The organism is Metallibacterium scheffleri (assembly GCF_002077135.1).
GTDB lineage: Bacteria > Pseudomonadota > Gammaproteobacteria > Xanthomonadales > Rhodanobacteraceae > Metallibacterium > Metallibacterium scheffleri.
Window position 1 is genome coordinate 197,877 of sequence record NZ_LDOS01000002.1, and the last position, 19,408, is coordinate 217,284.

The 19,408-nt window shown below is 67.4% G+C and carries 16 protein-coding genes and 1 tRNA gene; 9 read left to right on the plus strand and 8 right to left on the minus strand.

Annotated features, from left to right (window positions below; all coding sequences use genetic code 11):
- The first annotated feature begins 51 nt into the window (after positions 1–51).
- Both Mschef_RS06125 and Mschef_RS06130 read left to right on the plus strand, forming a co-directional pair.
- A complete protein-coding gene (locus Mschef_RS06125; RefSeq protein ID WP_081126993.1) occupies positions 52–1,446 on the plus strand; it encodes an amidase in 1,395 nt (464 codons plus the stop codon).
- Positions 1,436–2,053: an alpha-ketoglutarate-dependent dioxygenase AlkB family protein gene (locus Mschef_RS06130; protein WP_081126994.1), complete on the plus strand. Its 618-nt coding sequence runs from the start codon at positions 1,436–1,438 to the stop codon at positions 2,051–2,053. Before Mschef_RS06125 ends, Mschef_RS06130 begins: the two co-directional genes overlap by 11 nt.
- Positions 2,054–2,077: 24 nt before the next feature.
- On the opposite strand, the gene Mschef_RS06135 is transcribed toward Mschef_RS06130, so the two are convergent.
- Genes Mschef_RS06135 through Mschef_RS06150 form a run of 4 tightly spaced genes read right to left on the minus strand, consistent with a single transcriptional unit; the run spans position 2,078 to position 5,610 of the window.
- On the minus strand, positions 2,078–2,704 hold the full coding sequence (locus Mschef_RS06135) for an ABC-type transport auxiliary lipoprotein family protein (RefSeq protein ID WP_081126995.1): 627 nt from the start codon (positions 2,702–2,704) through the stop codon (positions 2,078–2,080).
- On the minus strand, positions 2,701–3,642 hold the full coding sequence (locus Mschef_RS06140; RefSeq protein WP_081126996.1) for an MlaD family protein: 942 nt from the start codon (positions 3,640–3,642) through the stop codon (positions 2,701–2,703). Before Mschef_RS06140 ends, Mschef_RS06135 begins: the two co-directional genes overlap by 4 nt.
- A gap of 1 nt (position 3,643) precedes the next feature.
- Entirely contained in the window at positions 3,644–4,465 is an 822-nt protein-coding gene (locus Mschef_RS06145) for an ABC transporter ATP-binding protein (protein ID WP_425480086.1), read from the minus strand.
- Positions 4,459–5,610 (minus strand): MlaE family ABC transporter permease, encoded by a 1,152-nt coding sequence (locus Mschef_RS06150; RefSeq protein ID WP_425480084.1) that lies wholly within the window; start codon positions 5,608–5,610, stop codon positions 4,459–4,461. Before Mschef_RS06150 ends, Mschef_RS06145 begins: the two co-directional genes overlap by 7 nt.
- Before the next feature lie 193 nt (positions 5,611–5,803).
- On the opposite strand from Mschef_RS06150, the gene Mschef_RS06155 reads away from it, so the two are divergent.
- The 7 genes from Mschef_RS06155 to Mschef_RS06180 all read left to right on the plus strand — a co-directional run bounded on the left by Mschef_RS06155 (position 5,804) and on the right by Mschef_RS06180 (position 13,049).
- Positions 5,804–6,373 carry a GspH/FimT family pseudopilin gene (locus tag Mschef_RS06155; protein WP_081129857.1) on the plus strand — a complete coding sequence of 190 codons (570 nt, stop codon included), beginning with the start codon at positions 5,804–5,806 and terminating at the stop codon, positions 6,371–6,373.
- Positions 6,370–6,903 carry a type IV pilus modification protein PilV gene (gene pilV / locus Mschef_RS06160; RefSeq protein ID WP_081126997.1) on the plus strand — a complete coding sequence of 178 codons (534 nt, stop codon included), beginning with the start codon at positions 6,370–6,372 and terminating at the stop codon, positions 6,901–6,903. The genes Mschef_RS06155 and pilV overlap by 4 nt, the downstream gene beginning before the upstream one ends.
- Positions 6,900–8,231, plus strand: coding sequence for a PilW family protein (locus Mschef_RS17640; RefSeq protein ID WP_168708892.1), 1,332 nt, complete (start codon positions 6,900–6,902; stop codon positions 8,229–8,231). Before pilV ends, Mschef_RS17640 begins: the two co-directional genes overlap by 4 nt.
- A gap of 5 nt (positions 8,232–8,236) precedes the next feature.
- On the plus strand, positions 8,237–8,863 hold the full coding sequence (locus Mschef_RS06165) for a pilus assembly PilX family protein (protein WP_168708891.1): 627 nt from the start codon (positions 8,237–8,239) through the stop codon (positions 8,861–8,863).
- 10 nt (positions 8,864–8,873) lie between these two features.
- Positions 8,874–12,458 carry a pilus assembly protein gene (locus Mschef_RS06170; protein ID WP_081126999.1) on the plus strand — a complete coding sequence of 1,195 codons (3,585 nt, stop codon included), beginning with the start codon at positions 8,874–8,876 and terminating at the stop codon, positions 12,456–12,458.
- An 8-nt stretch (positions 12,459–12,466) separates the two neighbouring features.
- Complete coding sequence (locus Mschef_RS06175) at positions 12,467–12,892, plus strand: type IV pilin protein (RefSeq protein ID WP_081129858.1); 426 nt, start codon at positions 12,467–12,469, stop codon at positions 12,890–12,892.
- A gap of 81 nt (positions 12,893–12,973) precedes the next feature.
- A tRNA-Thr gene (locus Mschef_RS06180) sits at positions 12,974–13,049 on the plus strand.
- 105 nt (positions 13,050–13,154) lie between these two features.
- On the opposite strand, the gene Mschef_RS06185 is transcribed toward Mschef_RS06180, so the two are convergent.
- Genes Mschef_RS06185 through purL form a run of 4 tightly spaced genes read right to left on the minus strand, consistent with a single transcriptional unit; the run spans position 13,155 to position 19,366 of the window.
- Entirely contained in the window at positions 13,155–13,982 is an 828-nt protein-coding gene (locus Mschef_RS06185; RefSeq protein ID WP_081127000.1) for a hypothetical protein, read from the minus strand.
- 20 nt (positions 13,983–14,002) lie between these two features.
- Entirely contained in the window at positions 14,003–14,818 is an 816-nt protein-coding gene (locus Mschef_RS06190) for an ankyrin repeat domain-containing protein (RefSeq protein ID WP_081127001.1), read from the minus strand.
- Entirely contained in the window at positions 14,815–15,477 is a 663-nt protein-coding gene (locus tag Mschef_RS06195) for a Tle-like phospholipase domain-containing protein (RefSeq protein WP_081127002.1), read from the minus strand. The genes Mschef_RS06190 and Mschef_RS06195 overlap by 4 nt, the downstream gene beginning before the upstream one ends.
- A gap of 25 nt (positions 15,478–15,502) precedes the next feature.
- The gene (gene purL, locus Mschef_RS06200) at positions 15,503–19,366 is read right to left on the minus strand and encodes a phosphoribosylformylglycinamidine synthase (RefSeq protein WP_081127003.1); all 3,864 of its coding nucleotides are present in this window, start codon (positions 19,364–19,366) and stop codon (positions 15,503–15,505) included.
- Between the last annotated feature and the right edge of the window lie 42 nt (positions 19,367–19,408).

The window sequence follows — 19,408 nt, forward strand, 5'->3', positions numbered from 1 at the left end:
GCGGCGTGGGCGGCAACGCGCACAATGCGATTTTGCGCGGGGAGCGGCAGGATGAATCAAGACGTGGTCGATGCAACCAGTTCCGGCGTCTGTCAGACGCTCGCCGCACTGGCCTCCGGCAACATCGGCCCGGTCGATGTTGCCGAAGCCTGCCTGCAGCGCGCGCATCGGCTCAATCCGCGACTGGGTGCGTTCGTCGATTTGCGCCAGGCGCTGGTGCGCGAACAGGCGCAGGCCAGCGCGCATCGCCGTCGCGAGCACATACTGGGGCGGCTTGACGGTATCCCCATCGCGATCAAAGACTGCTTCGACATCGCCGGATGGCCAACGCGCGTCGGTTTGCCGCGCGCGGCAGTGGAGATGGCAACCCACGACGCCGCCGCAGTAACGCGACTGCGCGCTGCGGGCGCGGTGCTGATGGGCAAGACCGCGCTCGACGAGGGCCAGCTCGGCGCGCATGGACAGAGCCCGCACTATCCGCCGGTACGGCATCCGTTGCGGCCCACGCATACGCCGGGCGGTTCGTCCAGCGGTGCCGCGGTAGCGGTAGCCAGCGGCATGGCGCTGGCCGCGCTGGGCGCGGATGGCCTGGGCTCGGTGCGCATTCCGGCGAGCTATTGCGGTCTGGTCGCACTCAAGCCGACGCACGGTGAGATTTCCTGCGTCGGCATGACGCCTGGCGCGCGGCGTCTGGATTGCGTGGGCATCCTCGCGCGCGAGGTGCGCGACGCGGTGGTGATGCTGCAGGTGCTGGCCGGCTATGACGCCGAGGATGCGTTCTCGCGCAAGCGCCGCGTCGCCTTCGCATTGCCCGATCTGGAGCCCGGCCGCCTGCGCGTGGGCCTGCTGCCGGATCTGGCCGCGCTCGGCGTGGACGACGCCATGCAGCAGGTGTTTGCACGCGCGCTGGATACGCTGGGCGATCTGCTCGGGCGCTGCCATCGCGTCGATTGCGCGGACTGGGATTTCGCGCGTGCGCGCCGCGCCGGTCTGCTGCTGCTGGAAGCCGAGATGCTGCACACCTTCGCTGCGGATCTGCTGGATGTCGCGCATCCGGTCTCGCCGCGCTTCCGCCACATGCTGGATTACGCGCGTGGCAAGAGCGCCGCCGACTATGTCGCCGCTGATCGCATGCTCGACGCCGCGCGGCTGAAGGCGCGGCGCTTGTTCGCGCAGGTCGATGTGCTGATCACGCCGACCACGCCCAGCGGCGCGTATCCGCTGCAACAGGCCGAGCCCGCCAACGCCGCCGACCTGACCAGCTTCGCCAGCCTGTCCGGCTGCCCCGCAGTGAGCATCCCGATGGGCATGCTGCCCGATGGGCTGCCCGCCGGCTTGCAAATCGTCGGTCCGCCCGGCTCGGATTTGCGCCTGCTCGAGCTGGCCGAGGTGTTCGCCGCCGCGCTGGATACGACGCCCGTGTTCCCCATGGGCAATGATTCCTGAGCCGCGGCCGGCACTGCCGGGTGCAGCGCTGCCGCTACCCGGTGCGCTGCTGCGCCTCGCGCCGGATTTTCTGGCGGCAAGCGAAGCCGACGCGTTACTGGGCGAACTGATGACCGCGATCGCATGGGAGCAGCACCACGTGCGCCTGTTCGGACGCACGCTGCCGGTACCGCGGCTGTCGTGCTGGATCGGTGATGCCGAGGCTGCTTATACGTACTCGCGCATGCGTTTCGCGCCGCGCCCGTGGCCCGCGGCGTTGCTGGCGCTGCGCGCGCGCATGCAACGCGATTGCGCCGCGCGCTTCAATAGCGTGCTGGCCAATCTGTATCGCGATGGCCGTGACGGCATGGGTTGGCATAGCGACGACGAACCCGAACTGGGGGCCGCGCCGCTGATCGCCAGCCTGAGCCTTGGCGCATCGCGGCGGTTTTTGCTGCGCGCGCGCAGCGGGGCCACGCACAGCACGGCGTTCGCACTGACCCACGGCAGCCTGCTGTTGATGGGCGGCGCCTGCCAGCACCTGTATCGCCATGCCGTGCCGCGCACGCGCGCAGCAGTCGCGGCGCGCATCAATCTCACGTTTCGTTGGGTGCAGCCGCGTGACTGAGGCGCGGAGCACACGCCGGTCGCGTCATTGCGGTTTTCGCATTGCCTCGGCAGCGCGCAGTTGGCGCACGGTCCATGCAGCGACGGCGTTTTGCAGGGTAGTGCTGGCAGTGCCGAAAGCCTGCGCGGCGGCGGCGGCCTGATCGCTGCTGGCGACCGCGCTGGCGCTGAAGCGCTGCTGCGCGATCAGTTGCCGCGAGGCGTTGTCGAGCAGGCGCACCTGCAGCGCGATCTGCGCGGCGGCGTGGGCGCCATCCACGCGCAGGCGAAATTCAGCCAGGTCGCTTTGCAAGGTGTAGCGCGTCAGCACGCCACTGTCGGCGGGCACCGCGCGCGTCAGCCCGGCGTCGATCAACGCGCGCAACAGGCGCTGGCGCAGCATCACCGCCGGACGTTCGGCCCAGCGCGCACCCGCGTAAACCTGCAGTTGATCGGGCTGCGGGCTGACCAGCAGCGCGGGGCTGTCCAGCAAGCCTTCGGCACCGGGCAGGGCCACGGCCAGCGAGATCGGCAGAGGCGTGGCGCTGAGCGTGGGCGGCGCGCTCGGCGGCAGCTGAAATACCTCCTGGCTACCGCGCGGGGCGATGACGCTGGCGCAAGCGCCGAGCAGCAGGGTGGCCAGCAACGGCGCGGCGAGGCGGATTCGTCTCATTGCGGGTGGTACTCCCTGGGTGCATCGCGGCCCAGCAGATAGCCGGCCGGGTCAGGACGCAGACGCGCGCCCAGTGCATTGAGCTGGCGCAGGGTCTGCTGCAGTTCGCGCAGCGTCGGCCCCAGTTCGGCCGCGCCCTGGGTGCCGGCGGCAAGGGCGCCTCGATTCTCGGCGATGACCTGCTGCAATTGTGCGCTCATGCGCTGGAACGACTGCAGGCTGGCCTGCGCGCTTTGCATGGTGGCACGACCCTGATCGTTGATCAGCGCGTTGGTGTTGCCGGCGAGCCGATCGACCTGCGCCAGCGTGGCGTTGAGGCGCGTGCTGGCATCTGCCAGTTGCACCAGCGCCGTGCGCAACTGGCCGCGTTCGGTGGCGATCGCCGCGGTGGTTTCGTCGAGATGCTGCAAGGTGCTGCCAAGGCGCTTCACGTTCTGCTCCGAGAGCAATTCCTGCAGGCGCTGCAGCACTTCGTTGGTGTTGGTGGCGATGTCTTCCCCGGAGCTGAGCAGCTTCGACAGCTCGGAATTCTGCGCCACGATCACCGGAATGTGATCATCTTGGCCGCGCAGGCGCGGGCTGCCAGGCGAGCCACCGGTGAGCTGGATGAAGGCCACGCCGGTCAGACCCAGCAGGCCGAGCTTGGCGCCGGTATCCACTTTGACCGGTGTGTCGCCGCCGACCTGGATGCGCGCGATGACCTTGCGCGGATCATGCGGGTCGAGCTTGAGATCAGCCACCTGGCCGACCTTGATGCCGTTGTATTGCACCATGCCGCCCTTGGACAAACCGGTGACCGATTCGTTGAACACTACATCGTAGTAGGCGTAGGCGTGATCGACGCTGCTCTTGCCCAGCCACAACACGAACAGCAGGGCACCCAGCAGTACCGCCAGGGTGAAAGCGCCGATCAACACGTGGTGCGCGCGCGTTTCCATCTCATCTATTCTCCGGCGTTGGCGTGGCCCAGGCCACGTTGGCGGCGCGTCCGCGCGGGCCATGGAAATATTCCTGCACCCACGGATGATCGTAACGCGCAACGGTGGCCAGATCGGCGCAAACCACCACGCGGCGGTCGGCCAGCACGGCCACGCGATCGCAGACCGCGTGCAGCGAATCGAGATCGTGCGTGTTCATGTACACGGTCAGGCCCAGCGCGTCGCGCAGCGTGCGCAGCAGGTGATCGAAGCCGGCGGCGGTGACCGGGTCCAGCCCCGAGGTGGGCTCGTCGAGAAACAGGATTTCCGGATCCAGCGCCAGCGCGCGCGCCAGCGCCGCGCGTTTGCGCATGCCGCCGGACAGCTCGGATGGATATTTGTCGCGTGCGTCCTGTGGCAGACCGGCCAGGGCGATTTTCAGTGTCGCCACACGGCGCGCGTCGCGTGCGCTCAGCGCGGTGTGCTCAAGCAGCGGCACGCAGATGTTGTCGGCCACGCTCAGCGACGAAAACAGCGCGCCGTCCTGAAACAGCACGCCGATGCGGCGTTCGATGGCGATGCGCTGCGGCGATGGCAGCGCATGCAAATCGGCACCCAGCAGACGCACCGTGCCGGCATCGGGGCGACGCAGGCCGATGATCGTGCGCAGCAGCACGGATTTGCCGGTGCCGGAGCCACCGACCACGCCGAGAATTTCGCCGCGCGACACTTGCAGGTCAAGATGCTCGTGCACGACCTGCGCACCAAAGCGCGTGCCCAGATCGCATACCGCGATCGGTGCAACCGTCGTGGCTGCCGGCGCGGCGGGCAACGCGTTCACCAGCCCATCTCCATGAAAAACAGCGCGGCCAAGGCATCGACCATGATCACCACGAAAATCGCCTGCACCACGCTGGAGGTGGTGCGCTCGCCCACCGATTCGGCGCTGCCGGTGACCTTGAAGCCCTCCAGACAACCGATGATGCCGATCAGAAACGCCAGTACGGGGGCCTTGCTCATGCCCACCCAGAAGTAGCTCAGCGGGGTGTCGGCGTGAAACAGCGAAAGAAACATCGCCGGCGGGATGCCGATCACGGTCACGCAGACGATGGCGCCGCCGAGCACGCCGGCCAGCATCGAGATCAGCGTCAGCATCGGCAGACCCAGTATCAGCGCCAGCACGCGCGGCAGCACCAGCACCTCGATCGGGTCCAGTCCGATGGTGCGCAGCGCGTCGATTTCCTCGTGTGACTTCATCGCGCCGAGTTGCGCGGTGAACGCGCTGGCGGTGCGTCCGGCCAGCAGGATCGCCGCCAGCAGCACGCCGAATTCACGCAGGAACGCGAACGACACCAGATCGACGGTAAATACGCTGGCGCCATAGGTGCTGAGCACGGTCGCGCCGAGAAACGCAATCACGGCACCGACCATCAGGGACAGCAACGCCACGATCGGCAGCGCGTCCAGCGTGGTTTGTTCCAGTTGCGCGACCAGCGCGGTCATGCGCCAGCGCCGTGGGCGCAGCATGTTGCGCGCCAGGGTTTCCAACACCAGACCGATGAAACCGAGCAGGGCGCGCAGCTGGCACCAGATGGCCTCGCTGGTGCGCCCGAGTCGCGCCAGCAGTTCGACGAAGCCCAGCCCGTCGCTGCCGGGCGGTGTGTAGGCGAGGATGTCGCTGACCGCGCCGCCGACGGTGCCCAGCAAGGCACGGCGTTCGGGGACGAGGCCGGGCAGCGTGGTGATGACCGCGCGCAGGCGCTCCGGGCCCAGCAGCAGGCTGAGCAGACCGGCCCCCGCGGTGTCCAGCGCACTGAGTGCGCTCAGATCGAGGCGGAAATCAGCGCCGAGTGTCCTGCGCGCAGGCTGCATCTGCTGCTCGATGGCGGCGAAATGCGCCAGCGTCCATGCGCCGGATACGCGCAGCGTCATGCTGCCATCGCCGTCGGCGAGCAAGTCGACGCGACCGGGGACATCAGTCGAACTCATGGATGCGAGATTAGCAGTTCGCTCGCGCTGGCCTGGTCGCGGCATCCGGGTCACCGCATCAGGATCGAGCATCCACAATGGCGGGCTGCATTCCGCTTGTCGGCTTTGTATATCCTTTCATCTGAAAATTAATATTTACAATTACATAAACGTATAGTTTTGCGCGCGTACAACCGAACCGGGGGCAACGCCCATGGGACGTCGAGTCGGTGCAACGATCCGCCTGGAGTGCGGGTTTTCGATGGTGGAGCTGCTGATTGCGCTGGCCATCCTGGCGGTGCTGGTCAGCTTGGCCGTGCCCGGCATGCGCACGTTGCTGGTCAGTCGGCAGGTGACCGGCGCCCGCAACGACCTGCTGGCCGATCTGCAGACCGCGCGCACCCTGGCGATCAGCCGCACGCAACGGGTCGGCGTGGTCGCCAGCGGTGGCCATTGGCAGGATGGCTGGCAGATCCAGCCGGATGGCACGCCGTCCGCGGCGAGCTACAGCGCGGCCAGCGCTACGCCACTGCACGCGCATGAAGCACTGGGCGCCGGGTTCACCGCCGCCATGGATCGCGGCGGCGCGATCGATCGCGTGGTGTTCGCGCGGGATGGCAGCGTGTACGACACCGCCAGCAAGGCGCGCGCCAGCGACGACACGACCTTCGGCGTGTGCAAGCCCGCTGGCGCGAGCGCGCAGGCAATGGTGCTGGTCGTGCACGCCTCGGGGCAGATGGAGTCCTACCGCGACCGCCGCGTGAGCGGAGCGAGCTGCCCATGAACACGCATGCCGTGCAACGCGCGAACGGCTTCAGCCTGGTCGAGGTGCTGGTCGCGGTGCTGATCTTCAGCCTCGGCCTGCTCGGCATGGCCGCACTGCTGGTGGTGGCCACGCAGTCCAGCCACGCCTCGTATTTGCGCACGCAGGTCGGCTTCCTGGCCGAACAGATGGCCAACCGCATGCGCGCGAATCCGCAGGGCGTGTGGTCCGGACACTACGACAGCGCCGTGTATCCGGTCAGCGGGACGCCGCCGGTTTGCGACAGCGCCGCCGGTTGCTCGCCGGCGCAGGTCGCGCAGCGCGACCGGATCCTGTGGAGCCGCCAGTTGCAGCAGTTCCTGCCCGCCGGCGTCAGCGCGGCGCTGCAGTGCACGCAGCCGGCGGGCGGTCCCGCGATCAGTGCGGCGCAATTCGCCTACCGCCCGCCCTATGCGGGCACCTGTTCGATGACCGTTACCTGGACCGAAGCCGCGTTGGCGCGCGGCGCCATGCCCGGCGCACAAACCTTTGCCTGGGTTTTCCAGCCATGACGCCGCGCCGTGATGGTGGCACCGGGTTCACCCTGGTCGAACTGATGATCGCGCTGGCGCTGGGTCTGCTGGTGACCGCCGGCATCATCAGCGTGTTCGTTGCCACCAGCAAGGCCGGCAACGTGCAGACACAGATGGCGCGGCTGCAGGAGGAAGGTCGCTACGCCATGGGCCAGATCGGCAGCGATCTGAGCATGGCCGCCGGCCTCTACGGCGCCAACACCGGCGGTCTGGCCACGCAGGAAACCTACGGCTACATGGATGGACTGCGCAGCCCCACGGCGTATGTGCAGTACGCCAGCCTGGGCCTGCCCGACAACGCGGTGATACTGGCCAATCCGCCCGCGGCGCCGTATCCGCTGCCCTCGCGCATCTACGTCAGCGGCTACGAGTGCAGTACCGCCGCATGCATGCCCGCCGTGCCGATTGCGGTCGCGCCGGCGATGGGCACGGCGGCGGGCAATCGCGTGCCGGGTGCCGATGTGCTGACCGTGCGCTATGTCAGCGGCCGTGGCTGGTCGGTGGTCGAGGGTGGCTCGGCGCAGGACTGCGACGCGACCAACAATCTCACCTCGCTCAGCATCGCCACGCAGACCGGCGATGCACCCCTGTCGAGTTTCCAGACGGGTGATCTGGCGCTGCTCACCGACGGCTCCGCCGCGGCGGTGTTCAAGGTCACGCGCGCCGGTGGCGTGTTCACCCCGGCCAGCGATTTTCCGGGCCATGCACCCGGTTGCGTCGATACGCAGACCGATGCGCGCCTGTTCAACTTCACGCGCGACTTCACCACCGTGACCTATTACCTGCAGTTGCTGGCCGACAGCAATCCGGATGCGCCGGCCGGGCATCGGGTCGCCGCGCTGATGCGCAAGGTGAATGGCGGTGCGGCCGAGGAAATCGCGCGTGGCGTCGAGCGCCTGGATTTCCGCTACGTGATCGAAAACGCCAGCGGCGGCGTGAGCGTGCTGGGTGCCGCCAGCGTGGCGGCGGGTACCGATGGTTCCGGCAACGCCATCGCCTGCCCGGTGCAGCCTGACCTGAGTGCCTTCACCGGCGCCACGCTGACCGAGCTGCAGCAGGGCTGTCTGTGGCGCGCCCTGCGTGCCATCGAAGTGCACGCCCTGGTCGCCAATGCCACGCTGCTGCCCACGCTCAGCGCCGGCGAGCTGGCCTACCGTTACTCCTGCGACGGCAGCGCCGCATGCGCCAATACCGGCGCCGCGCAGGTGCCCACCGCGCTCACCACGCCGCTGCCCAACGGCCTCGACAAACGCATGCTGCGGCGCGAATTCGTCGGCCTGTACAGCGTACGCAACTACAACCCGTGATGGTCATGTCCATGCGCATCCGCCAGCCGATCGTTTCCGCCATGCCGCCCCGTCCGCGCGGCGCGGCGCTGATGGTGGCGCTGGTGTTCATGCTGCTGCTGGCGATCCTCGCCATCGGCGCCATGCGCAGCGCCGTGCTGCAGGAGAAGATGGTCGGCGCGGTGCGCAACCAGCAACTCGCGGGCATGGGCGCCGAGTCGGCGCTGCGCGCCGCCGAGTTCCGCCTGTGGTCGGCCAGCATCAGCGCGCAGCCGGTCATCTGCGGCGCAGCCGCGCTGGGCGGCTGCTTCAGCTATGTCGCCGGTCAGCCCAATGCCGCGGTACAGGCCTTCGTCGCTGCCAGCGGCTGGTACAGCGCCGGCGGCACCAGCTATGCGACGCAGGACATGACGACGCTCGCCGGCACGCAGGTCACCGCGCGGCTCGCCGTGAACCCGGTATTCCTGATCGAGGATCTTGGCATCGAGACGCCGCCTGGCCTCGGCCCGGCACGCGAATCCGGCGCCACCGGCCCCAAAACCGGCCCGGGCAGCACCGACAAACATCTGTATCGCATCACCGCGCGCAGCACCGGCGGCAACGCCAACAGCCTGCGCGTGGTGCAGAGCACCTTTGCCGCCAAGAGCAACTGAGGACCACGCCATGCGCCAGCGTCCCCGCACCGGCCACGCACACGTTGTCTTCACGCTTGCGCTGCTGCTTACGCTCGGTGCGGGTCTGCGCAGCGCGCCCGCGCTGGCTGCCGTGTATTACACCGTGGACCTCAGCACCACGCCGCCGGATCTGACCAAGGGCGTCGATCCGAATATCGCCGTCACCTTTGATGACTCCGGTTCGATGAGCCTGGACTACATGGGCGACAACCGCCCTTTCGACAATGCCGGGTGGGGTTCCGCGCCATGGCGCTGCGCGGGTGTCATCGATCCGCGTGTCACCGCCGCGGGCGACCTGCGCGCCCATGCCATGAATGGCGTGTACTACAACCCCAACGTACAGTATCTGCCGCCGCTGTACGCGGACGGCACGGTGTTTCCGAATGCCGATGCCAGCCTGGTCGCGGTCTGGCGCGACGGCATTCTCAGGAACCGACCGCTTGCCGCCGCCGATCCGGGCACGACCGATTTCACCCGCGCATGGCAATGCGCCAATGGCCTGGCCAATCCGGTGGGCACGGGACCGTTCTACTGGCGCCTCAAGGCCGGGGTGGATATCGGCACGCCGGTCGCGGTCAACACCGCTGCGCTCTACGACGCGGCCAACTGGGAGGCGATCGCGGTACCCGCCAGCGAGTACCAGAACTGGGCCAACTGGTGGGCGTACTACCGCACGCGCAATCTGATGACGCGCACGGCGCTGTCGCGGGTGTTCGGCGGCCTGGGTGACAACATCCGCGTGGTCTTCCAGAACATCAACAGCAACACGGCTACGTATCCATGGCTGGCGAAAAACGTCACTACGCTGGGTGCATTCAGCGGCGCCGTGCGCAGCGGATTTTTCAACTGGGTCTACCAGGTGCCGGCTAGCGGCAGCACGCCCGATCGTGCCGCGACGATTCGCGCGGGCGAGTTTTTCACCGGTGGCGCCGGCAGCGTCCAGTTCACCAGCGCGGACCCGTACTGGAACGGCCTGAGCGGCGCGGACAAGGCCGACCTGACCTGCCGGCAGAACTTTCACATGCTGGTCACCGATGGTTACTGGAACGAAACCGATCCAAACTTGCCGAGTGGCTATTTCAACGGCGAAGCCTCGCGCATGCTGCCCGACGCCACCGCCTACAACGCCGGCGCTGCCACCAGCCGGATTTTTTCCGAGGTCGGTGGCGCACCCTACGATTCATCGCTGGCCAACATCGCTTTTTATTACTGGGCCAGCGACTTGCGCGCCGATCTGGCCAACAACGTGCCGGCGTATTTTCCCGACAAGACCACCGGCGTCACTGGCGCACCGGTGACCGGCGTGATCAGCAACCCGGCCGCGATTCCCGAGATCTACTACAACCCCGCCAACGACCCGGCCAGCTGGCAGCACGTGGTGCAGTTCATGGTCACCCTCGGCGTGGCCGGCACGTTGAACTATCCGCTGGATTTCACCGCGTTGCGCACCGGCGCGCGGACCTGGCCGCGTCCGCTCAACAACGCCGCGTCCGCGGTGGACGACACCTGGCATGCCTCGGTCAACGGTCGCGGCGATTACTTCAGCGCCTCCGATCCGGGCGAACTGGTCAGCAAGCTGCAGGACATCATCGACAGCATCATCGCGCGGCGCAGCTCCAGCACGGCCAGCAGCCTCAGCACCGCGGTGCTCACAGTGAACACGGTGAGCTACAGCACCGGCTATGACTCCAGCGACTGGAGCGGCACCGCCACCGCGCGCATGGTCGATGCCGATACCGGTTTGTTCGGCAACACGCTGTGGGATGCCGGCTGCAAGTTGAGTGGCGGCTTCTGCGTGGCCACGGGCACCAACCTGGGCGCGGGGCGCGATCCGGATACGCGCGTGATCCTGACCGCGCAAGGCACCGGTGCCGGACAAGGCATCGCCTTCCGCTGGGCGGCGTTGCCGACGACACTGCAGAGCCTGCTCGACCAGGACGAGAACGGCGTCAGCGATGGCCACGGCAGCGCGCGGCTGGATTTCCTGCGCGGCGATCGCGGCAACGAGGGCGTCCTGTTCCATCGCCGCGGCTCGGTACTGGGTGCGGTGGTCAACTCGCAGGCGCTGTACGTGGCCGCTCCGGACAGCGGCTACCGCGACACGTTTCCCGCCGGCACGCCCGAGCAGGTCGCGGCGGCCGCCGGCACGACCTACGAGCAATTCGTTTTCGACCATCGTAACCGCGCGCCGACCATCTACCTCGGCGCCAACGACGGCATGCTGCATGCGATCGACGCCACCGCCACGACCGCCGGCGGCAGCGAGCGCTGGGCCTACGTGCCGTACACGCTGTACCCGACATTGAGCAAGATCAGCGCCATGAACGACACGTTGCAGCCCATGGTGGATGCCACGCCGATCGAGCGCGATGTGTTCTTCGGCGGGGCCTGGCACACGATCCTCGTCGGTGGACTGCGTCTCGGCGGGCGCGGCATCTACGCGCTGGACATCACCAGCCCGACCGCCAGCGAGGCCAGCCCGGGTGCCAAGGTGCTGTGGGAGTTCAGCCACGCGTCCAGCGGTGGCGCCGACCTTGCCTACACGTATGCTCAGCCCAACGTCGCGCGCCTGGCCAACGGCAAGTGGGTGGTGCTGGTACCCGTGGGCTATTTTCCCCACGGCAGCATGGCGCCGGCCGCCAGCAACAGCTACAGCAGCCTGTTCGTGCTGGATGCGCAGACCGGCACGCTGATCCGCCAGATCAAGACCTCCAGTGCGCCGCAAACCGCCGTGCTCAGCTACGGCCTGGCCGCGCCGGTGCTGGGCGACTACCAGAACGACCAGATCGACGACGTGGCGTTCGCCGGTGACATCCAGGGCAACCTGTGGCGCTTCGATCTGTCCGCTGCCAACCCGGCCAACTGGAGCGTCGACCTGATATTCAAGCCGCTGACGCCGGGCGCGCGTCCGATCACCGTCATGCCGCGTCTGTTTGCGGACGTGTTCACGCGTAAGTTCGATGTCGTGTTCGGCACCGGCAAGTACCTGGGCCTGAGCGATCGCACCAACGCCGGCGTACCCACGCAGGCAATCTATGGCGTGCGCGAGTATGGTGCCGCCGCGCCCGCGTACCCCATCACCGACAGCCAGCTGGTGCTGCAGGATCTGGGCACGCTCGCCAATGGCGCGCGCGTGCTCACCGACCTGCCGGTCACGGCGGATCATCGCGGCTGGTATTTCCTGCTGGACAGCGCGCCCGGCGAGCGCAGCGTGGTCAGCCCCGTCGCACTGTTCAACACCAACCGCGCCGTTCTGGCCACGTTGATCCCCGGCGGCAGCGATCCCTGCAATCCCAGCCGTCAAGGCGCAGTGATGGTGATCGATGCCGCCAATGGTGGTGCCAGTGCGGGGCTCGCATCACTGGCCCTCGGATTCGACGTGCCATCCGGCTACGCCGTGGCCGGCATCAGCGTGGGCAATCCTCCCGCGGCGGGCGCGTTGCCGGTGGCCACGCGTGTCGGTGGCGGCAATCTCATGCTGCCCGGCATCCTGCTGCCCGGCGGCAGCACCTTCCAGTTTTCTGACAGCTACTGGCGGCGCCGTTCCTGGCGCGTGCTGCAACAGGGGCAATGAGCATGACCATGACCAACGCATCCCGGGAACAGCCGCCGTGCCGCGCGCACGGTTTCACCCTCATCGAGCTGATGATCGTGGTGGTGATCATCGCCATCCTCGCCGCCATCGCCATCCCCAGCTATCGCAACCATGTGCTGCGCACGCAGCGCACCGACGGCAAGGATTTGCTGCTGCGCCTCGCCCTGGCGCAGGAGCGCTACTACACCGCCAACAACCGCTACACCGCGACGTTTGCCGATCTGGCGCAGGCATCCAGTTCCGAGCACGGCTACTACGTGGCGCAGGTCGCCACTGCCCGTTCCAGTCTGGCCTACACCCTGACCGCGGTGCCACAAGCCGATCAGGTCAGTGATGCCTGCGGTGATCTCACCCTCGACAACACCGGCGTCAAGGCCTATTCCGGCAACACCGGCAACGGCCCCTGCTGGTAGCGCGCCCGGCGCGACGCATGCGCACGGCATCCGTGCGTTCTTGTCGCTGCATGCATCCGTGCGTACACTACGCGACCTTTCGCCGGAGTAGCTCAGTTGGTAGAGCGGCGCATTCGTAATGCGTAGGTCGTAGGTTCGACTCCTATCTCCGGCACCACCAACACTTCCTGGCACGTCCGCGGAAGTCCAGAAACCCGGCTGAAATCCAGCTTGATGCTCGCCCGGGAAAATCGAATGAAGCTGCTCGTCGGTTTCCTCGTAATCATTTTGGCCCCCCCGGCGTGTTCGTGCTGGCTTTTGCCGCAACGGTCTGGGGTTGTGGCGCTGGAAAGGAAATCGCACAGGCCTGCCTGCTGAGCGTCGGGGTGTGGCCGTGCGCAAATGGCCCGGTTGGAGGCGTGTAGGTGGCCGTGAACTGATTGGGTACCGTGTAGCTGTAGCCGGTCAGGTTGCCCTCGGCGTCGTAACTCTGATTCGTCGTCGCGCTGGCCAGGCTGAGCTGGCCGAAGTTGGCGCTTCCGGGCGCCGGCAGCGGGCTCGGCACCGTCTCCTCGTCGGCCACCGTGAGCGTGCCATTGAGGATTTTCTGTTCGGCCAATTGATACCAAGGCGTTCCGCCCGTGGGCCGCGCGTAGCTGGCCTGCGCGGTCACCTGCCCATCGGCGCTGTACGCCGTGTCCTGCGCCGACATCAGCCAGCCGCCCACGTTGACCGTGATCCAGATCGCCTCGCCGGAATCGTAGTATTTCTCCGTGGTGCCATTCATGAAGTACTGCGCCGTCGCCAGCAGGTGGCCGGCGGCGTCGTACTGCTGCGTCGACTCGATGCCGTTGTCCGTCTGCCCCGCCGTCAGATCCACCTGATACCACGTTCCAGTGCGCTCGCCGCGCAGGTCGTAACTGAAACGCTGCGCCATCAGATCAGTGCCGCTGTTGCCACCGATCGTCTCCACGCTGACCACGTTGCCGGCCGCGTCGTAGCTGTTCTCGTAGCTCGGCGCAGCACCTGCAGGATTGCCCAGCACGATGGAACCGTTGACCAGTTGACCGTTCGCGATGACTACCCGGTTGTCGGCGTCGTAGGTGAACACGTTTCAGCGCGCCGCGCGGCTTATGGGTGACCACCTCCGCTGTCGGAGGATGACGGGGACAAACCCGGCGGAGGAGGTAAGACAACGAATCCCTTCGGGCGCGGCGTGGGCCGATAGCCCTTAGTTGCAAGCATCTGCAGAACCTTCAATCTCGCAGCGGCAACTGGTGTGCCAGGCGGTACTCCACGCGCGTCCACGCCATTTGCAAGATCTTGCAGGTTGTAGTCGTACCCATGCCTCAAGAGCATTTCGACCACATCGAACTTGGCCAGCGCTGCAGCATCCGTGGCAGCTGTGCTGCTGCCATCGTAACGCTCGTTAACGTCTGCGCCATGTTCGAGCAGGAGCTTCACGTTTTGCATTCGATCCTGTTCGATCGCAGCTGAGAGCGCTAGCTCGAATCCACCTGCCGCCTTGATATTTGGATCGCCACCATGGGCCAGCACCATCGGCAGCCACCGCGGATCGCTGCTTTCTGCTGCGAGCCACGTCGCCGACATGTCGCCGCTCTGTTTCATCTTGAAATTCGGATTGGCGCCTAACCGCAGCAACCGTTCTGCACCCCCGTGGTTGTGGCACTCCATGGTCCAGATCAGCACCGTCATATCCCGATAGCCAGTCGCGTTGACGCTGGCCCCTTGCTTCACCAAGGTATCGATCTTGTGGATGTCGCCCGCACAGGCCGCATTCACCAGTGCCAAGGTCTGCGGGTCGGCAAATACGTCGCTCGCGGACTTGCCGCCGATCACCACTTGGCTGCACCCCACTGTCTGCATGATCATCGTCATCAACCCCAGGGCAAGCAACGAGCGCCACCGTTTCATCTGGAGACTCATGGTCCCGTCCCTCCGTTCGAGGCGCCTTGCAACTGCGTCAGGCGGTAGTTGAGCGCGAGTGCAACCGACATGATCGAGTGCTGCGCCAGCATCTCGACAGGATTGTAATCCTCGTACCAGGGAATCGGCGTGCCGTTGCTGGACACCGGCGTCAATGCAATGCGCGTGCCCTCGGCACTGGGCGCCTGCAGCGCCGGCAAGGGCGGAAGGCCGCTGTATAGTAGCGCCGCATCCAGCGCCGGCACGATCACCGGACTGTCGTCCTGCAACGTGGACAGAATCTCGTGATTGTCGTAGTAGGCACTGACCAGTTGCGGCAACTGCTGTACGTATTGAGCATTTGCGCGCGCAAACGTCGCTGCATTCACCCCCGCTGCGTTGAAGGTGTAGGCCGGCAGCCCGGTGATGGCGGACTGCAGCGTGGCCAGTCCGCCACCCAGCGAGTGGCCCGTGAAGACGACGTTGACACCGCTCGTGCCTTCCAACTTTGCAACAGCATTCGCCACCTTCGCCGCCTCGTCATACTGCTGCGAATCAGCGCCAAAGACCTGCTCGAAATTATTCCTCCAGTCCGGTCCCCACAGCCCACCCTGAGTGCCGCGGTCGGCGATGATGTAGTTCTGATACAGCGGGCTCTGCTTGCCCTTGTCGGCGTACACCGCCGCGAAGAACCTGGATGCCGGATCAGCCCAGCCAAACGCGCGCGTTGCGGAACAAGCGCAGCCAGGGCGAGTCCTCGGTCCAGCGCTCGGGGCGCCAGCTCATCTGCACGCTGCGGAACACGCGCTCGGGGTGCGGCATCAGCGCCAGCACGCGGCCGTCGGCGGCGTGGAAGCCGGTGAGACCTGCGGGCGAGCCGTTGGGGTTGAGCGGATAGGACTCGGTGGGCTTGCCGCGGTTGTCCACATAGCGCAGACAGGCGCCACGTGGTTTTTCGCCGTCGGGCCACATCGCGCGGCCTTCGCCGTGCGCCACCACCACCGGAATGCGCGAGCCGGCCATGCCGGCGAGGAAAATCGAGGGTGAATCCATGACTTCCAGGGTGACCAGGCGCGCTTCGTATTGTTCGGACGTGTTGCGGCGGAAATGCGGCCAGGCCTCGGCGCCGGGGATCAGGGTTTTCAGCTCGGACAGCATCTGGCAACCGTTGCACACGCCCAGCACGAAGTGATCGGGGTCGGCGATGAAGCTCTGGAACTGCTCGCGCAATGCCGCGTTGTAGCGGATCGACGCGGCCCAGCCGCGGCCGGCGCCGAGGACGTCGCCATAGGAGAATCCACCGCAGGCGGCGAAGCCCGTGAAGTCGGCGAGCGTACGGCGCCCGGACTGGAGGTCGCTCATGTGCACATCCACCGCCTCGAAACCGGCGCGGGTGAAAGCGGCGGCCATCTCGACCTCGCCATTCACGCCTTGCTCGCGCAGGATCGCCACGCGCGGCCGTGCGCCGCTGGCGATGAACGGCGCGGCGATGTCCGCGCCCGGCTCGAAGCCGAGCTTCGGGCTCAGGCCCGGATCGACATCGTCGATGCGCCAGGCGCGCTCGGCGTCGGCGCTGGCCGGGTTGTCGCGCAGACGCTGCATGGCGTGGCTGGTTTCCTGCCAGGCGCTGAGCCATTGCGTCCAGTTGCCGCGCGCTACGGTTTCGCTGCCGAGGAACAGCTTGATGCCCAGCTTCTCGCGCGGCTCGCCGATGCGGTGCAGAACCTTGTCCAGGCCGTGGCTGAGTGCCAGCGCCTGCAGGCGTTCGCGGTCGGCCCGGCGTGCTTGCAGCACCGCGCCCAGTTCCTCGTTGAACAGTGCGCGCAGCGTGGCCTCGCCCCAGCCATCCAGCTGGACGGTGAAGCCGCAGTGGCCGGCGAAGGCCATTTCCAGCAGGGTGACGATCAAGCCGCCGTCGCTGCGGTCGTGATAGGCGAGCAGCAGGCCCTGCGCGTTGGCCTGTTGCACGAAGGCGAACAGCGCGCGCAGCGTGGCCGGATCGTCCACATCCGGGGCCAGACCGCCGCCGCGGTTGAACACCTGCACCAGGATCGACTCGCCGAGGCGGTCGCGACCGGCGCCGAGATCCAGCAGCCACAGATCGCTGTCGCCCTGATCGAGGCGCAACTGCGGGGTCAGCGCGCGGCGCACGTCGGTGACGCGCGCGAACGCACTGACCACCAGCGATACCGGCGCCACGGTGCGCTGCGCGCCGAGCTCGGCATCGTCCCAGCGCGTCTGCATGGACAGCGAGTCCTTGCCCACCGGGATGGAAATATCCAGTGCCTGCGCCAGCGTGCTGGCGGCGGCCACGGCATCGAACAGGCGCGCGTCCTCGCCGGGGTGATCGACCGCCGCCATCCAGTTGGCTGACAGGCGCACCTCGCCGATCTCGCCGATGGGCGCGGCGGCGAGGTTGGTCAGCGCCTCGCCGATGGCCATGCGCGCAGATTCGGCGCCGCCGATCAAGGCCAGCGGCGTGCGTTCGCCCACGGCCATGGCTTCGCCGGCATAGCCTTCGAAATCGATCAGACTCAGCGCGCAATCGGCCACCGGCACCTGCCAGGGACCGACCATCGGATCGCGCGCGCACAGACCGCCGACACTGCGGTCGCCGATGGTGATCAGGAACGACTTGCTGCCCACGCTGGGATGCCGCAGCACGCGCGTGATGGCTTCCTCCAGCCCGATGCCGGACAGATCCGGCACCACGTCCACGCGCGGCTTGATGCGCTGCGCGTCACGCTGCATGCGCGGCGCTTTGCCCAGCAGCATTGGCAGCGGCATGTCCGCCACGTCCAGCGCGGCGCCGCCGCGGCTGTCGCGCACGCGCAATTGCTGCGCGGCGGTGGCGGTGCCGAGCTGCGCCACCGGGCAGCGTTCGCGCGCGCAGATCGCCAGAAGCTGGTCGAGCTGATCCGGGCGTACGCCCAGCACGTAGCGTTCCTGCGCCTCGTTGCACCACAGTTGCATCGGGCTCAGTGCAGGATCGGCCGAGGGCACGCGCGCCAGCTCGATCTCGCCACCGACGCCGGAGTCGTGCAGCAATTCCGGTAGCGCATTGGACAGGCCGCCGGCGCCGACATCGTGGATGGCGACGATGGGATTGGCCGCGCCCAGCGCGCAGCAGGCGTCGATCACTTCCTGGCAGCGGCGCTCCATCTCGGCGTTGTCGCGTTGCACCGAGGCATAGTCGAGCGCGGCGCTGGCGGTGCCGCCGTGCATCGATGACGCCGCGCCGCCGCCGAGGCCGATCAGCAGTGCCGGGCCGCCCAGCACCAGCACCGCATCGCCGGGCTGCAGCCTGAGCTTTTGCACATGCCCCGCGGCCAGGTTGGCGATGCCGCCGGCGAGCATGATCGGTTTGTCATAGCCGCGGCGCAGGCCGAATTCGCCGGTCTCCTGCTCGAAGCTGCGCAAGTAGCCAGCCAGGCATGGACGGCCGAATTCGTTGTTGAACGCGGCCGCGCCCAGCGGACCGTCGCGCATGATCTCGAAGGCGCTGGCGTAGCGCGGGGACAGCGGGCGTTCGCTTTCCCATGGGCGCGGCAGGCCGGGAATGCGCAGATGCGACACGCTGAAGCCGGTCAGGCCGACCTTGGGTTTGCCGCCGCGGCCGACCGCGCCTTCGTCGCGGATTTCGCCGCCGGCGCCAGTGGCCGCACCCGGCCATGGCGCGATCGCGGTCGGGTGGTTGTGGGTTTCCACCTTGATCGCGTAAGGCACCTCGCAGGTTTCCGCGCGCCACACGCCAGACTGCGCATCCACGCCGAAGCGGCGCCCGCGACTGCCGGCGATCACTGCGGCGTTGTCGTTGTAGGCCGACAGCGTGTGCGCCGGATGCGCGGCGTGGGTGGCGCGGATCATGCCGAACAGGGTTTCTTCGCGCGGCTCGCCGTCCAGCGTCCAGTGCGCGTTGAATACCTTGTGCCGGCAGTGTTCCGAGTTGGCCTGCGCGAACATCATCAGTTCGGCGTCGGTGGGGTCGCGGCCCAGCGTGCGGTAGCTATCCACCAGATACCCGATTTCATCCGTGGCTAGCGCCAGGCCCAGGCGTGCATTGGCGGCCTGCAATGCCGCTTGCGCGCCGCCGGCGAGCGCGATGTGTTCGAGCGCGCCGGGCTGGCCGTGCAAGAACAACTCCGCCGCATCCTCAATGCGCGTCAGCACCGACTCGGTCATGCGGTCGTGCAGCACGTCCAGCGCGGCGGCGTGGGCCGGGTGAGCGGCCGCAGGCAGGGCATCCAGCGCATACGCCACGCCGCGCTCGACGCGCGCCGCCGCGAAGCCGCAGCCGCGCAGGATGTCGCTGGCCTTGGATGACCACGGCGAGACCGTGCCCAGGCGCGGCGTCACCCACAGGCTGGCGACCGCGGGCGTGGTGTCGCGGGCCTCCAGCACTTCGCGCAGGCGCGCCAGTGTCGCCGCATCGGGCTCGGCGTCGGTATCCAGCACGAACACATACCAGGCCTGACGCACGCGTGTGCCCGCACTGATCGTGTGCAGGCGGGCGTTGAGGCGTTCGAGGCGGAAAGGCGAAAGTGCGCTGGGACCATCAAGAACAAGCATGCGCGGCGCCGTAAATCAGGAAAACGCGATTTTAACCCGAGC

Coding starts and splice junctions, on each gene's coding strand:
- Mschef_RS06125 (WP_081126993.1), top strand. CDS start 52: ATGAATCAAGACGTGGTCGATGCAACCAGTTCCGGCGTCTGTCAGACG.
- Mschef_RS06130 (WP_081126994.1), top strand. CDS start 1,436: ATGATTCCTGAGCCGCGGCCGGCACTGCCGGGTGCAGCGCTGCCGCTA.
- Mschef_RS06135 (WP_081126995.1), bottom strand. CDS start 2,704: ATGAGACGAATCCGCCTCGCCGCGCCGTTGCTGGCCACCCTGCTGCTC.
- Mschef_RS06140 (WP_081126996.1), bottom strand. CDS start 3,642: ATGGAAACGCGCGCGCACCACGTGTTGATCGGCGCTTTCACCCTGGCG.
- Mschef_RS06150 (WP_425480084.1), bottom strand. CDS start 5,610: ATGAGTTCGACTGATGTCCCCGGTCGCGTCGACTTGCTCGCCGACGGC.
- Mschef_RS06155 (WP_081129857.1), top strand. CDS start 5,804: ATGGGACGTCGAGTCGGTGCAACGATCCGCCTGGAGTGCGGGTTTTCG.
- pilV (WP_081126997.1), top strand. CDS start 6,370: ATGAACACGCATGCCGTGCAACGCGCGAACGGCTTCAGCCTGGTCGAG.
- Mschef_RS17640 (WP_168708892.1), top strand. CDS start 6,900: ATGACGCCGCGCCGTGATGGTGGCACCGGGTTCACCCTGGTCGAACTG.
- Mschef_RS06165 (WP_168708891.1), top strand. CDS start 8,237: ATGTCCATGCGCATCCGCCAGCCGATCGTTTCCGCCATGCCGCCCCGT.
- Mschef_RS06170 (WP_081126999.1), top strand. CDS start 8,874: ATGCGCCAGCGTCCCCGCACCGGCCACGCACACGTTGTCTTCACGCTT.
- Mschef_RS06175 (WP_081129858.1), top strand. CDS start 12,467: ATGACCAACGCATCCCGGGAACAGCCGCCGTGCCGCGCGCACGGTTTC.
- Mschef_RS06190 (WP_081127001.1), bottom strand. CDS start 14,818: ATGAGTCTCCAGATGAAACGGTGGCGCTCGTTGCTTGCCCTGGGGTTG.
- purL (WP_081127003.1), bottom strand. CDS start 19,366: ATGCTTGTTCTTGATGGTCCCAGCGCACTTTCGCCTTTCCGCCTCGAA.